We start from the raw sequence: 15929 nt of genomic DNA on the forward strand, positions 1-15929 counted from the left end.
ACCTATTTACCATCTCAGAGAAAATATTTCTATATGATTAAATGATTGAATCACGAACATTCTCCACAATGGCAATACAACAAACATCCAACAATTTTTGAACGATAAATACAAAAACGGCCCTCCGAAGAAGACCGCTCTATACTCATTTAACGAAATAACACTCGTGTTAGCTTGCTTGTTGCAACGTAGGAACTACACTTGGCAGCAGCTCTTCAGCAATGCGCTTTAACAAGAAGGTCTCGCGCTCAATCGACATACCTTTTTTATCACTATTGGCAATGGTGTGTTCATTGTGGGCAATCGCATCAAAAAGATTAATCCACACGGGTTTCATACCATTTTTAACTTCATAGTCTTCAAGTCTGGTCGCGCCGAGCTGAGCGTCAATAGTGCACACATAGCAATATGACAGCATATGCATGATGTCATGCTCCGGCTTATACCAAGGACGGAATTCCTCATACAGACCAAATTCTACAATGTCACGGATATTCTGAGCGCCTGTTTCTTCTTCTAGCTCCCGAATTAAACCTGCAATGATATCTTCCCCATCATCAATACCACCACCTGGCAAGGTATAGTCATAGTAACGCTCGGTATACAACATAAGGATATTGTCACCATCCAAAATAATCCCTCGTGCCGCCTGACGATGAAAGATCGTACCATCAAGAGTGGTGAGATCAGGGTGTACCGTTGATTTCAATAAACGCATGCAGGTGTTACCTCAGTAACTAGTATTAATGCGAGGCATTGTAACGACCTCATCTGCACCAAGCAAATATGCTACCAATTAAAAAGTCGATTGAAGAAATTCTCTACTTCTTTAGCACCGCGTTTCACTCCTTGCTCGACCACATTGTGCACACAACCTTCCTTCAGTTCCCCTTGTGGATCCCAAGCGGGTAAATGCACATCACCAACACAACTCTGGGTTAATCCCCCTTGTGGATCGAGATAATAATCAAATTCAGCGATCTGTGCTGGTTTCCTCAAGACTAACGGCTCAGGATCACGATGTTCAATGTAATTGGCATACAGGCGTAGTGGCCCGGCAGCACCGGTTAGCTTCACCGCTTTATTATCGTCTCGTCCCATCCAGATAGTCACTACTTCTCGGCCATCAACACCAACATACCAACTGTCGCGACCTTTATCTGAGGTACCGGTTTTACCCGCTAGTCGTGAAGAAGGTAGCTCTGCATTTAAATAACGGGCTGTGCCTTCTGTTACAACCCGCTGCATTCCATACATGGTTAGCCACGCCGCCTGCGGTGATACAGCAGGTGTTGAAACGGGTAAGTGCTGATACAGTATATTCCCTTTACTATCCACGACGGCACCCAGTGCCGTTAGTTCACTTCGGTTTCCATCATTAGCAATGGTTTGATACATCTGAGTAACCTCAACCGGGGTTAAGGTAAACGCCCCCAATAACATTGAAGGTAACTCAGGCACTTCATCGCGGTTAATCCCCAATCTACCCATAGTATCAATCACCTTATCAAGCCCAACGGCCATACCAAGATTAACCGTTGGAACGTTATAAGACTTCGCCAGAGCCAGATATAAAGGCACTTCACCTCGGTACTTTCGATCATAATTACGCGGTGACCAATTTTCGCCATTCTGCCCTTTCACCGTTAACGGTCGATCTTGCAGACTGGTGGCCAACGAGAATCGCTGAGGTATTTCAAACGCTGACAAATAAACAGCCGGTTTAACCAATGATCCGATTTGACGCTTAGCATCCACCGCCCGATTGAAACCATCATAACCCGGTCTCGAACCTCCAACCATGGCGCGGATCTCACCCGTTTGGCGATCCGCAACAACAACAGCGGTCTCTAATTCATTGCCCGCTCTTGATTCAAGTTTAGGGATCACCTTCTTCACTGATTGCTCAACTATCGCCTGCGAACGCGGATCTAATGTTGTAAATAGTCGTAACCCTTGCCCTGACTTATAATTGTCAACTTTGGCTTTCAGTTCCCGCTCTAATTGACCAAAGTAAGCAGGCTGACGATTAGCAATCATGCCTTTCGCTTGCAGATCTAACGGCTTCTTAATCGCTGACAGATAATCATCCTGATCCAATACACCATTATTCACCATTAGCTGTAACACTAAATCACGGCGACGCTTAGCGCGCTCAGGGTAACGCCACGGGTTGTAATACGATGGGCCTTTCACTAAACCCACAAGCAAAGCTTGCTGATCCAATCGCAGTTCCGACAATGGCAGGCCGAAATAGAAACGTGCACCTAATTCAAAGCCATGCACTGAATCGGCGCCACTTTGTGCCAGATAGACTTGATTAAGATACGCATCAAGAATTTGATCCTTGCTATATTTATGATCAATGATCAATGCCATATAGGCTTCACGAAACTTACGCCATAAACTACGTTCATCGGTTAAGAACATGTTTTTAGCCAACTGCTGAGTCAGGGTACTTCCACCCTGCACGGTTCGGCCGGCCTTAATATTCGCAATAAACGCACGGGCAATCGCGGTTGGTGACACCCCGCCATGCTGGTAAAAGTCACGATCTTCCGTTGCTATTAAGGCATCAATGAGTGACTGTGGCATCTCATCTTTCGGTAAGTAGATCCGTTGCTCATCGGTTTTTGCTTCTAGCATCCCAAGCAACTTAGGTTCCACTCTGAAATACCCCAGTTCGCGCTGACTGTCAGCTTCTGTAATACTTCTTACTTTTGAGTAATCAAATTTCACCACAACATGACGCGCAGTCTGTGGACCATCACGAAAATCAAACGGACGTCGAATAACATCCACTGTTAAACGGCTGGTTGAATATTCACCGGGATTGACCGGTCGATTAACCTTGCGGTATTTCAATACCTTCAGCTCATTGATCAAATCCTCGTACCGAATCACTGCACCAGGTTCTAATGTCAGCGTTCGGGCATAGACGACTGAAGGAAGCTGCCATAGCTGCCCTTCAAACTTATTCGTGACTTCTTGGTTTATGTTGAAGCCCATCTTGACCAACCCGCCAGAAGCAAAGAGCACACAACCAATAAAACTGTATTTTACCCAGCAATTGATTTTTTTCCGCTTCGTTGGCTTACCCGATGATCGATGAGGGAGAGAAGAGGATGTATCGGATGCCTGCAATTGAGGATCCTTAGGTAGCTGTTGGTTGGTCATAATGGTGATTTCGTTGAAAATTCGCGCAAACCATACCCTAAGCCCTCTTTTACTCTGTCAGGGTATTGTCAAAGTCATCGCCCGTCATATAGCAATTTCCCCTCAATGCCAATGCCATATACCCTAATAACTCACTGGCAATTCAGCCTAAAATCACGGAAAATACGCGCCCAGCAAATAGAAAGAAGCCGAGAAAAATGGAACGCGATTATAAAATTGAATGCCTGATGACGATGCCACGCCATGAACTGGAAGAATTCAGCCTACGGGTTATCAGCCGCATGGTTCCAGAAGATGTCATGCAGGAACTCTTTACTTTTGACCAAGAAGAAGTGAACAGTGACGAGCGCATGAAGTCAGCACAGTTTGATACTCTGCTTCGTATGACAGCGATTGCTTTAGGTGAAGTACCGGTGGCTTTTGAGGGATCCGATAACGCCCAACAAAACATTGAGCGTATGAACCGACTGATCTTATGGCACTTCTATTCAATGTCATTCAACCTTGAAGAAGTTGTCACACTTGAGCAGCACTGCGATCAAGTAGAGAAAGTGCTCGCGGCGGCTCCAAAAGATGCCTTTGGTTGGATCAAAGTCCTTACCGAATTACTTCATACCTATGCGGATATGACGGATAAACAAGACGCAAAATAATAGTCAAAGACTGATTGAGGCGGCTATCACACCTCCAGCAAAGAAAAAGCCAGCATACATGATGCTGGCTTTTTGCTCTATTTTACGCCATTGACTATTTTGGCAATGATGCTTGATGTTTGGCAATCAAATCATCCATCGCATCTGCCGCTCGTTGCTGTACATGATTCAAACAGTCTTCATGACTCATCGCTTCCACCACCTCGTAATAGCATTTCAGCTTGGGTTCCGTACCCGACGGCCGCACCACAACACGAGAGCCATCATCAAGGAGGTAGATCAAAACATCACTCGCAGGCAGGTCGATCGCTTCAACTAAACCATCAGCATGAATTCGCTGCGATGATTTTAAATCTTCAGTGATCACCACGGCGCGACCAGCAATACTTCCCGGTGGGTCCAAGCGTAACACATCTCCGATAGGTGCCGATCCCGGCTGGAGTGCAATACTTCGCTGAGCATTTAAATATAAACCGTGTTCGCGATAAATAGACTCTAACTGATCCCAAACACTTTTACCTGCTCCCGCTAGCTCTGCCGTCAATTGCGCAAATGCCAGTAATGCTGAAAGACCGTCTTTATCCCATACCGTATTACCTACGGTGTAACCCAAGGCTTCTTCGTAAGCAAATAAAAACTGACTGTCCTCAGTTTGCTTTTGCATCGCGATATTGGTCAGCCACTTAAAACCCGTTAACGTCTGGTAATACTGAGCATCCAGTGATTTGGCAATTTTCTTCAGCAAACTGGATGAAACAATGGTGGTTCCAACCAAGTTTTGCTGTGGAGCAGCATGTGTGAGCAAGTAATGACCAAGTAATATACCGACTTGATCGCCTGATAACATCTGATAGTCTCCCTCCTCAGTTCTCACCGCGACGGCGAACCGATCAGCATCAGGATCGTTGGCACAGGCAAGCGTCGCATCATGTTTTTTGGCTTCAGCGATGACCATGTCCATGGCACCTGGTTCTTCAGGATTGGGAAAATTAACGGTAGGGAATGTGCCATCAGGCTCTCGTTGTGCTTTTACACTGTAAACTTGATGAAATCCGGCATCAGCTAGCAAGGTTTCAGCCATCTCAGCCCCTACACCGTGCATGGCTGTGTAAGCTAAGCTTATCTTGTCAGGCTGTGTATGATTAGCCAATAACACACTATTATTTATCGCTTTACGGTACTCGGTATAAAAGTCACCATTGAGCCAGACTAATAACCCAAGATGTTCCGCTTCATCAAGTGTCATACTTGGCAGTGACTCAACGGCTGCAATATCAATCATCTGCGCTATACCTGCATCGTGTGGTGGTATAATTTGCGCCCCATTCCCCCAGTAAACTTTAAAACCGTTATAAGCCGGTGGATTATGGCTAGCTGTAACAACAATGCCAGCAGCGGTTTCTAAATGTCTAACACCAAAAGCGACAATGGGTGTTGCAGCCACATTTTCTGTCACATAAACCTTAATCCCCATTGAGGCCAGCATCACAGCGGCATCACAGGCAAATTGCCTTGAGTCAGGACGACCGTCATAACCAATCACGACACCGCGAATAGCGGCATCATCGATACTTTCGAGTAAATACTTTCCTAGCCCCAGTGATGTTTCTTGAATCACTAATCGATTCATTCTATTGGGCCCAGCCCCCACAATACCTCTAAGTCCTGCGGTGCCAAATTCCAACCGCGATGAAAAGCGGTCATCAAGCTCATGCTGATTATTAGCATCAATGAGTTGTTGTAATTCCTCACGCGTGACCGGATCGGGGTCACGAGCCAACCAGTTTGATACATCTGTATTCATGATGGATGGTCCCTAACTGAAAACTGAATTTAGTATAGACCCCTTACGCATAAATCCGGTAAGCGGTCACCTCACTGTATTAGCGAATATTTATACGTTACGCTTTTCAATCAAAAAGTCTAGGTATTGACAAGATAGTCAGCAAACCTAGCATTGAGACTTAATCTTTATCGGCCGTTTTTTTGCAGGCAAAAAAAATCCAGCCACTTGGGCTGGATTCTCTAAGCTAACGTAAGAAATTAATCTTCGTTACGAGGCTTACGGTCACGGCGTGGTGCACCGCTGTTGCTACGCTCACCACGGTAGCTACCACCACGGTTCTCGCTGCTGCGGTTACGGTCAAAACGACGCTCACCACCACGGTTTCCATCACGGTTGCCATCGCGGTTTCCACGGTAGCCGCCACGATTACCATCACGATTACCGTCACGGTTTCCGCCACGGTGCTCACGAAGTACTTCGCCTTCAACAACAACAGCTTTCACATCATTCTGACGGATGCGTAGTTTCTTAAGCTGAGCTGAAACTTCTGCAGTCATCTTCTTAGGAAGCTGAACGTAAGTGTGTTCAGGCGCTAGTTTAATTGCACCAATGAACTCTTTGCTTAGGCCAAGTTCGTTTGCGATTGCACCAACGATGTCTTTAACCTGAACGCCTTGCTCACGACCAACCTGAAGCTGGTAAGTATCCCAATCAGCATTGTTGTATGAACGACGTTCGCCACGATCGCCACGGTCACGACGGTCACCGCGGTCACCACGCTCGCCACGGTCATCACGACGACGATCTCGACGCTGAGCTTCACGCTCGATAGCCGAAATCATTGGGTCCGGACCTTTGTAGAACAGAGGACGGTTACCTTGCTGGCGCTGAAGTAGCATCGCCGCTAGTGTTGCTGCATCAACGTCAATGGTTTCTTGCAGTTTCTCAACTAGTTCAACAAACGCTTCTAGGCTGGTTTCTTCTTTCTGAGCTGCAAGCTCAAGGCCTAGGCGGTTCAAACGAGCTTCTGCAACTGCGTCGCGAAGTGGAAGTTGAATTTCTTCCATGCGTGACTTAGTTACACGCTCGATAGTACGAAGCATACGGATCTGGTTAGTACGAACCAATAGGATCGCTTTACCATTACGTCCAGCACGGCCTGTACGACCAATACGGTGGATGTATGATTCTACATCGAATGGGATGTCGTAGTTAAATACGTGTGTAATACGAGGCACATCAAGGCCACGAGCAACAACGTCAGTTGCAACTAGAATATCAATAACACCACGCTTGATGTGATCAACAGTACGCTCACGTAGCGACTGAGGAATATCACCATGAAGTGCTGCAGCTTTAAAGCCACGAGAAGATAGCCAATCAGCCAAACGCTCGGTATCTTGACGAGTACGAACGAAAACGATAGATGCATCAGTTTCTTCTGTTTCAAGAAGACGCATCATTGCTTCGTCTTTTTCTACGCCTTTAACAACCCAGAACTGCTGCTCAACCTGAGAAACAGTACGGTTTTCACCAGCAACGTCAATGCGAGCAGGATCACGTAAGAAACGGTCAACGATTTCTTTAACGATTGGAGGCATAGTTGCAGAGAACAGAACGCGCTGAGCTGATTCTGGAGCCTGTTCCATGATCCAAGTAACATCGTCAACGAAACCCATTTTTAGCATTTCATCAGCTTCATCAAGTACAAACGTCAGCACTTCATCAAGGTGTAGACGATCACGAGTGATCAAGTCTTTAACACGACCAGGAGTACCAACAACAATGTGAGCACCATTCTTAAGCGCACGCATTTGATCGACGATAGAAGCACCACCGTAAATCTCTAGTACTTTAAGACCTTTGATATTTTGACCAAGAACCTTAATTTCTGCTGCTACCTGAATCGCAAGTTCACGCGTTGGTGCCATTACGATAGCTTGAGGCTTATGCTGGTTAAGGTTAAGCTTGTTCAGAAGCGGTAGTGAGAACGCTGCTGTTTTACCAGTACCTGTCTGCGCTTTACCAAGTGCATCAGTACCAGTTAGTAGTAGAGGAATTGACGCCGCCTGGATAGGTGTTGGCGCAACGAAGCCCATTGAGTCAAGTGCGGAAAGTAGTGTGTCGGCCAGATCTAACTGGCGAAATTCTGTAACAGATTCTAGCATTGGGATCCCAATATATAATCTAACTAAAAACGGGGCCCCTTTGGCTTTAAAAGGTTCTGCAACAGCAACCACAAGCATGGGCCTCGACGATTTGAGGCGCGCATTGTCTGCCATTACTCGATAAAAAGCCAGAAAAAATTGAGCAATGTCACAAATTAACTTTCAAGTAACCATTATTTATACAATAAGTACAACAGCACAGCTACAGCCTAGCTATAATTTAAGCAACGCATAAAAAGAACAATCACTTACAATACGCTTTCTGCTGATAATTACGCTCCCATTATTGGTCTTCAATCACATGATTCTGTTGAATATTTTGTACTAGCCGATTACGACCAAACTCTTTTGCTTGATATAACGCTACATCAGCCCTTTCTAGCAGACATTCCCAACGATTATCAACCGACGGGATCATCGTGCAACAACCAAGACTTACGGTTACAACACCAAACTCACTATTTCTGCTAGGAAATGCTAATTCAGCAACAGCGTCAATCATCGTCTGCCCCACAACGTGGATAGCTTCTTCTGTGAGGTTTGGAATAATACAGACAAACTCCTCACCACCATAACGGCTTAAAATAGCCATTTCATGAAGCTTTGCGATTTCCTCCAGTGTAATCGCTATTTTCTTAAGACAAGCATCGCCCTCTTGGTGCCCATGCTGATCATTAAAGCTCTTAAAGTAATCCACATCTATCATGATTAAACTGATCGGGGCGGCATTTTGATACGCACTCAACCAATACGACTGCAGTGAATGATCAAAAAAACGGCGATTAGATATTCCGGTTAAGCCATCTTGCATTGACCAGAGTTCAAGCTGTTGATTCGCTTCTGCCAGAGCTTTATTTGTCACTAACAACTCTTTGGTACGCTCATTCACTCGTTCTTCAAGATCGAGATTCAACTGGGTTAACGTATCATGGTGACGTCGAATCACAATTTGCTGGCCAAGTGCTGCACCAAACAACTTTAATATTTCTTTCTGGTGCTCAGTCAAAATCCGTTGATTAATTAAATTATCCGCCGCTACCCAACCGATACAATTATCACCATTCCACATCGCTATCATCGCATTCCAGCCTAATCCAACTTGCTTGGTGCCAAAATAAAGCGGTACATTGTCTTTAACCACCACATGATCTTTACGACTCATGGCTTCATGTACAAGGGGGTGATCCGGAATTGCGCTACTGAATGCATGCCGTGAAACTAATTGTCCGTCAGGATCTGTTCCAAAAGTACCCCGCATCTCATTTTTTTCAAAATCAGTAAGAAAGATGGCCATCCGATCAATGCCTAAGTATTGACGGCCTAGCATTACCGCATTTCGATAGAGTTGGTCTAAGTTTGATGCCTTAGAAAGCTCCAGCGTTACCTCATGCAATTTTTTTAGTAATTCAAGGTATTGTGTAATCGAATAATTCCTTACCTCCAGCTCAGCTTCAACACTGCACCTAGTCAGATGATGGTCGAGTACTTCTTGCTGTAAAATTCGCGCATGAATATCTGAGGCTAATAACGTCAGCAACTCTTCGACTTCAGAGACACAATGTTCAAAATAGTCAGGATGGGTGGTTTCTGCGTAGATAAAGCCGACTCTGCGATGATGCATACTAATAGGCAATAACAGTTGGCAACATTGTGATTCCCGTTCAGCCCAAATCGGCATATCCTGTTTTTCCATCAATACACGAACAAACTGACCGCTTCGCTTCGCTTGCTGATATAAACCAGTAGGAACACCGCTATATTCTTCAAGCCGTTTAGGAATGGGAAAATACGTAAAATCACGCTTTAACCAGTTTGCAACCACCTGAGTGCCACCATCTTGTTCGACCATAACTGTGATGGTGTCAAGGCGCAGCTCATTTTTTAGTGTTGTCAGTAAACAATGGCACCAACGCTCCATATCGGCTTGTTTGGCAAGTTGACCCGCCAATGATCTGAGTGCGTCGCTTTTATGTGTACTCATTACCCCACCTAAGCTTGCTTTCGGAACAATCTAATGGACAAATTGACCGAATCCTATCTCTGGATACTTATCCATTGGAAAGCTTACAGCCATACTGAGTCACTCAAGATAACAAAGTTTTACTTCTATTACGTCCAATTCATACCGATGCATATTCCATAATTTGATCACGGTTCTATATTGAGTCTTTCTCTTCCCTAAATTGCATAACTCAATGCCCATCAATGCACTTTCCTCTCACTTAACACAGTGCGTTACAACAATTACACATCTTGAATGGGTTAAACTTGGTTTTACGTTCTGAAAACCTTATAGTGTCCAAGTTAACAACCTGAGACCGGGCATAATGTTTCAAGATAATCCTTTGCTAGCGCAGCTTAAAAAACAAATTCAAGAAACCCTTCCTAAAAAAGAAGGTTCCATCAAAGCGACTGACCGTGGTTTTGGCTTTCTAGAAATTGACAATAAAGAAAGCATTTTTATTCCACCAAATTATATGAAAAACGTCATGCACGGCGATCGTGTCATGGCGGTTATTCGAACAGAAAAAGAGCGTGAAGTTGCTGAGCCACAAGAGCTAATTGAGCAATACTTAACTCGCTTTATTGGTCGAATCAAGATTATCCGTGATCGTCTGCACGTGGTACCTGATCATCCTCAGCTAAAGGATGCAATTAAGGCTCGTCCCGTCAAAGGCGTTAATCCAGAACAATTGAAAGAAGGTGACTGGGTGGTCGCAACCCTCTCTCGTCATCCACTTGTTGGTGATAACAAAACCTTCTTCTGTGATATCACAAAAAAAATCACCGATAGCAATGACAAAATTGCACCTTGGTGGGTAACACTGGCACGTCACAATTTGCCAAATGCTGAGCCTGCACCGCAAGACAGCTGGACAATGCTGGAAGAAGACTTAGTACGTCAAGATCTTACCGACCTTCCATTCATTACCATTGATGGTGAATCCACTAAAGATATGGATGATGCTATCTATACTGTGGTAAATGATGACGGTAGTTTTGATATCACCATCGCGATTGCTGATCCAACGTCATATATCGCGGTAGGTGACAAAATGGATGATGAAGCTCGTCAGCGGGGGTTCACTATCTACCTACCAGGTCGTAACATCCCGATGCTACCACGCGAGCTAAGCGATGAACTCTGCTCACTGGTTGAAGGAGAAAAACGCCCGACGATTTGCTGCCGCGTAACCGTCGATAAAGATGGCATTCTCCAAGAGGATATTCAGTTCTTTGCCGCTTGGATCAAATCTCAAGCTCGCCTAGCCTACGACAACGTGTCTGATTTTATTGAAAACGGCCATTGTGACGGTTGGGAACCCAACGAGACTATCATTGCACAAATTCAAGCATTACATCAGTTTGCTAACGCTCGCTCAGAATGGCGTGCAACCAATGCGGTTGTGTTTCCTGATCGTCCTGATTACCGCTTTGAATTAAGCGAAGACAACGATGTTGTCGCTATTCATACCGACCCTCGTCGTACAGCGAATCGTATGATCGAAGAAGCCATGATCACAGCTAACATCTGTGCCGGGCGTGCGCTTAGAGATAAATTTGGCCTTGGCGTATTCAACTATCACAATGGTTTCAATCCAGAAAAACTGGATACGGCGATGGATTTTCTAACCAACGTCGATGCACCGTTTGAAAAAGAGCAACTACTGACACTTCAAGGTTTCAGCGCGCTTCGTCGTTGGTTAAACACGTTAGACTCAAGCTATCTTGATAATCGTTTACGTAAATTCCAAGCATACAGTGAAGTCGGTAATAAACCCGCACCGCACTTTGCTATGGGTTTAGACGTTTATGCAACCTGGACATCACCAATTCGTAAATATGGCGACATGATCAATCATCGTCTATTGAAAGCATTAATTTCCGGCCAAGAACCTTCTCAGACACCGGATGACAACGTAGGTGATGAGATCGCTCTGCATCGCCGTAACCATCGCATGGCTGAACGTGATGTGGCTGACTGGCTATATGTCCGACTATTAAAGAATGCCGTCAAAGATGAAACAGTTTTCACCGCTGAAATATTTGATATCAATCGTGCTGGCATGCGAGTACGCCTGCTTGAAAATGGCGCTGCGGCGTTTATTCCTGCACCATTGATCGTTGATAATAAAACGCGCATTGAATGTAATGGTGAGCTTGGTATTGTTAATATTGACAAAATAAAAGAATACCAACTGGGTGATCAGCTTGAAGTCAATATCGCAGAAGTACGCACAGGTACCCGTCAACTGGTCGCAAAACCAGTGAAGCAGTACCCTGCCCCAACGGAAGATACTTCAGCAGATGTAGCCGCCACTGAGACAGTAAAAGCTTAACAACACGCTTTACGTTACAATACGAAGGGTCAGCGCTTACGCTGACCCTTTTTTATACCCGTATATCTGTATGCGGAACAATAATTATTAGAAAAAGAACTCAGCAATGTCACAACTCAATACAATAGAACAAGAAGTACAGCAATGGCTTGAGGCTGTCGTGATTGGCCTTAATCTGTGCCCATTTGCCGCCAAACCCAACCGTAATAAACAAATCAGTATTTACATTAACGATACTCAATCTGAAGAAGTACTGCTCGAATCCATTTATCAACAGCTAAAGCGACTCGATGAGACCCCCGTTGAGGAGCTAGAAACAACTTTAGTGGTTGCTAGTGCGCTTTTTGAGCATTTTGACGACTATAATCAATTTTTAGATCTGATCGATGCGCTGATATTCCAATGTGGATATGAAGGGACCTATCAAGTGGCTAGCTTTCACCCTGATTATTGCTTCCATGGTACACAACCAGATGATGCGGAAAACCTGACCAACCGCTCCCCTTATCCGATATTTCACTTGATCCGCGAAGCCAGCATGGAAAAAGTGCTTAAACACTATCCTGATCCCGATGGTATTCCTGATCGCAATATTGAGCGCGTTGAATCATTGTCAGCCACTGAGGTGAAAGCTCTGTTTCCGTTTATAAAATAACGCGTTCCACCAGAACGAATGTAGAGAAAGAAAGAAAGAAAGAAAGAAAGAAAGAAAGAAAGAATAAATCCACTGGTTGCATATATAAAAAAACCCGATACAACGTATCGGGTTTGGTTACCAATGAAACTTATTTTCTAAGTTGAAAGTAAGCCCAGCTATGCTGGCAACGCCAATATAAATAGTAAGTTCAGATGATCCTAACAGACCGGCGACCAAACCACAGTTAGGGCCTGAACTTGGAGATTACTTACCTAAGTGAAAAGTAAGCATTTTATTGTCATTATTAGTCGATGGCACATGATGCCCTAATGACATTATTTTATCAGCCTATTAGAGTCAGGGGAATTAAAATAATAAAATAAAACATGATTTTAAAAAACACTATACAACCAGTTGCATTTTCATTTTTACAAATCAAACCTCGATAAAACAATAAGATGAAAAATTCACAGAGATAATACTTACCCGTTCTTACCGTTCTCAATGCCACTACAATACGTAAAATAAGCTATTCTATGAGAATGTGAGGCATCATACCTCATCGAGCAACCATTCCTTTATAACAAATAAAAAAGGTCCAGACTGCGGCTGGACCTCTTACTAATTTTCGGCCAACGATGCGCCTTTAAATTATCCTTTCACACCACCAGACGTTAACCCACCCACCAGAAATTTCTGAGCAAGCAAGAAAACCGTGGTAATTGGAATCGCTGATAATACTGCTGCAGCTGCAAAATCACCCCATAAATAGTTTTGCGGATAGAGATACTGCTGCATACCCACAGCCAAGGTATAATTATCTACATCGGTTAGTAGCAGCGATGCAACGGGTACTTCTGTTACTACACCGATAAACGATAATATGAACACAACAGCTAAGATTGGCACCGATAGCGGCAACAATACTAAGCGGAATGCTTGCCAAGGTGTTGCGCCATCTAGAGCAGCGGCTTCTTCCAGTGAACTATCAATGGTTTCAAAATAGCCTTTAATCGTCCAGACGTGAAGCGCGATACCACCAAGATAAGCAAAGATCAAACCACCATGAGTATTTAGCCCTAAGAACGGAATATATTGCCCAAGACGATCAAACACCGCATATAGCGCCACCAGGCCCAGCACTGCGGGGAACATCTGGAATATCATCATTCCTTTTAAAATCGTGCTCTTACCTTTAAAACGTAAACGAGCAAACGCATAAGCGCTGGTAGTCGACATCGCGACAATGATAAGTGAGGTTATGCCTGCAATTTTCACTGTATTCCATAGCCACAGTAGTACTGGAAATGGCGGCGGTGTAATACTGCCATCACTGTTAGTCACGGATATACCTAATGCAAGACGCCAGTGATCAAGCGTTGGGTTACTTGGGATAAGTTCCCCCCCAGCAAAATTACCCTCTCGCAGCGAAATAGCGACCACCATAAGTAGCGGAAAAATTGTTGCAGCCAAGAACAAACACAATCCAATGTGTGTTGCCCATACTCGATATTTTAATGATTTAGGTTGAACCATTGGCATGACTGCTCTCCTTAGTCCTGCTCAAGCTTAGTATTGGTAAATTTCAGGTTAAGTAGCGCCATGCCGCTGACTAACAAGAAGATAATTGTCGCAATCGCACCCGCCAAACCGAAGTCCTGACCGCCGCCGCCTTCAAAAGCGATACGATAGGTATAGCTTACGAGTAAGTCGGTATAACCTGCTGGCTCAGACGTCCCTACCATATTCGGGCCACCGGCCGTTAGCAATTGAATCATAACAAAGTTATTGAAGTTGAAAGCAAAGCTTGCAATAAGCAGTGGCGTCAACGGCTTAACCAGCATTGGCAATGTAATGTTAAAGAAGTTTTGGATCGGCCCTGCACCATCAATGGCTGACGCTTCATACAAATCATCAGGAATGGATTTTAGTAACCCCATACACAAGATCATCATGTATGGAAAACCTAGCCAAGTATTAACCAGTACCACCATAATTCGAGCCATCACCGGATCAGAGAACCACGATGGTTTGATCCCAAGCATCGCTTCAAGCAGCATGTTGATTTCGCCAAAGCTCTGATTGAATAAACCCTTGAAGATCAGTATTGAGATAAAAGACGGCACCGCATAAGGAAGAATTAGCAGCACACGGTAGATACCGCTACCTTTTAATGGTTCCCATTGGACGATACAAGCGAGCACCATACCAAGCGCTAGCGTCAAGGCGACAGCAAGGAAGGCAAAGACAATGGTCCAGACAAAGATACCAACAAAAGGCTCTTTAATACCGTCATCTGTCATCACTCGTTCAAAGTTAGCACCACCCACTCCCACCACAAATCCTGGCGAAATAGGCTTATCGATAAAAAACCCTTTTTCGTCAACGGGTTGGTAATAACCAATCTCCATATTCGGCTTGAAGGTCTGACCTGTACGGTTATTAAGTAGCGATTCTCCATCTTTCTGCAGAGTAAACAATGCCGACTCTGCCGCGAACTTACGAAGACCGCTCATTCGAATTTCAGCACCATCAGGCATCGTCAGCTCAATTGTACTGAGGTTACTGCGGTTTTTGATGATCGTTTTGATAACGGCTTTCTTGCCCAGTGTCGCATCAACTTGGTGCAGGGCCATCGACTTATCAGACGGTGGATTATTAAGATCAAACACATCTGAAGCTAATAGCGCGCCGTTATCTTTGATGATTAACTGATATCCGTTATCAACCTGATAGAGATCGAAGCCATAGCTTGAACCTGATAAAAATGTCCGCTGTTGTAATACAGACTGAGTTCGCTCCAACGACAGTTGGTTTGAAGCGCTGTAATTGGTAAAAGCAAGCCCTACGGTATAAATCAAAGGGAAGATGACAAACATGATCATCCCGGCAATACCTGGGTAAATATAACGCTGAGCGTAAGTTTTCTTGCTGCCGAAAATATAAAGAGCAAGTGCGGTTAGAACAACGGTAAGAAGAGCAAAAGGAATTTCACCTTGAGCGTACATCAACACGGTCGCATAACCGTTAACCGTACCAATTATTCCAAGTAGTGACCATTTTAGCCACTTACGATAATTTAATTTAGAGCTTTCTTTAGGCGAACCCAAAAACTCTGCACCTTGAACTGCCTGCATCTCAGCTCCTTGCTAGCAAAATGACAATAAT

At 44.5% G+C, this 15929-nt stretch carries 10 protein-coding genes; 3 read left to right on the forward strand and 7 right to left on the reverse strand.

The window, feature by feature from the left end; genetic code table 11:
- Window positions 1-169: 169 nt before the first annotated feature.
- Together L4D12_RS08220 and mrcB are read right to left on the reverse strand one after the other, a co-directional pair.
- Window positions 170-718: an NUDIX hydrolase gene (locus L4D12_RS08220; RefSeq protein WP_428447341.1), complete on the reverse strand. Its 549-nt coding sequence runs from the start codon at window positions 716-718 to the stop codon at window positions 170-172.
- Between the two features lie 71 nt (window positions 719-789).
- A complete protein-coding gene (mrcB, locus tag L4D12_RS08225; RefSeq protein ID WP_428447342.1) occupies window positions 790-3177 on the reverse strand; it encodes a penicillin-binding protein 1B in 2388 nt (795 codons plus the stop codon).
- A gap of 197 nt (window positions 3178-3374) precedes the next feature.
- Between mrcB and L4D12_RS08230 the strand changes: the two genes are divergently transcribed.
- A complete protein-coding gene (locus L4D12_RS08230; protein WP_428447343.1) occupies window positions 3375-3830 on the forward strand; it encodes an exoribonuclease R in 456 nt (151 codons plus the stop codon).
- Between the two features lie 94 nt (window positions 3831-3924).
- Here L4D12_RS08230 and L4D12_RS08235 read toward each other — a convergent pair whose 3' ends face one another.
- The 3 genes from L4D12_RS08235 to L4D12_RS08245 all read right to left on the reverse strand — a co-directional run bounded on the left by L4D12_RS08235 (window position 3925) and on the right by L4D12_RS08245 (window position 9765).
- Window positions 3925-5634, reverse strand: coding sequence for a phospho-sugar mutase (locus tag L4D12_RS08235; RefSeq protein WP_428447344.1), 1710 nt, complete (start codon window positions 5632-5634; stop codon window positions 3925-3927).
- Between the two features lie 239 nt (window positions 5635-5873).
- Window positions 5874-7784, reverse strand: a complete 1911-nt coding sequence (locus tag L4D12_RS08240) for a DEAD/DEAH box helicase (RefSeq protein WP_428447345.1) — start codon at window positions 7782-7784, stop codon at window positions 5874-5876.
- Between the two features lie 283 nt (window positions 7785-8067).
- Window positions 8068-9765 carry a sensor domain-containing diguanylate cyclase gene (locus L4D12_RS08245; RefSeq protein WP_428447346.1) on the reverse strand — a complete coding sequence of 566 codons (1698 nt, stop codon included), beginning with the start codon at window positions 9763-9765 and terminating at the stop codon, window positions 8068-8070.
- Between the two features lie 346 nt (window positions 9766-10111).
- Between L4D12_RS08245 and L4D12_RS08250 the strand changes: the two genes are divergently transcribed.
- Both L4D12_RS08250 and L4D12_RS08255 read left to right on the forward strand, forming a co-directional pair.
- Window positions 10112-12124 carry an exoribonuclease II gene (locus tag L4D12_RS08250; protein ID WP_428447347.1) on the forward strand — a complete coding sequence of 671 codons (2013 nt, stop codon included), beginning with the start codon at window positions 10112-10114 and terminating at the stop codon, window positions 12122-12124.
- A gap of 106 nt (window positions 12125-12230) precedes the next feature.
- On the forward strand, window positions 12231-12779 hold the full coding sequence (locus tag L4D12_RS08255) for a DUF1415 domain-containing protein (RefSeq protein WP_428447348.1): 549 nt from the start codon (window positions 12231-12233) through the stop codon (window positions 12777-12779).
- A gap of 633 nt (window positions 12780-13412) precedes the next feature.
- On the opposite strand, the gene malG is transcribed toward L4D12_RS08255, so the two are convergent.
- A complete protein-coding gene (malG, locus tag L4D12_RS08260; protein ID WP_428447349.1) occupies window positions 13413-14303 on the reverse strand; it encodes a maltose ABC transporter permease MalG in 891 nt (296 codons plus the stop codon).
- Between the two features lie 11 nt (window positions 14304-14314).
- A complete protein-coding gene (malF, locus tag L4D12_RS08265; RefSeq protein ID WP_428447350.1) occupies window positions 14315-15898 on the reverse strand; it encodes a maltose ABC transporter permease MalF in 1584 nt (527 codons plus the stop codon).
- Window positions 15899-15929: the final 31 nt, after the last annotated feature.

The sequence above is a fragment of the Photobacterium nomapromontoriensis genome (assembly GCF_050336815.1).
Classification (GTDB): Bacteria; Pseudomonadota; Gammaproteobacteria; order Enterobacterales; family Vibrionaceae; genus Photobacterium; species Photobacterium nomapromontoriensis.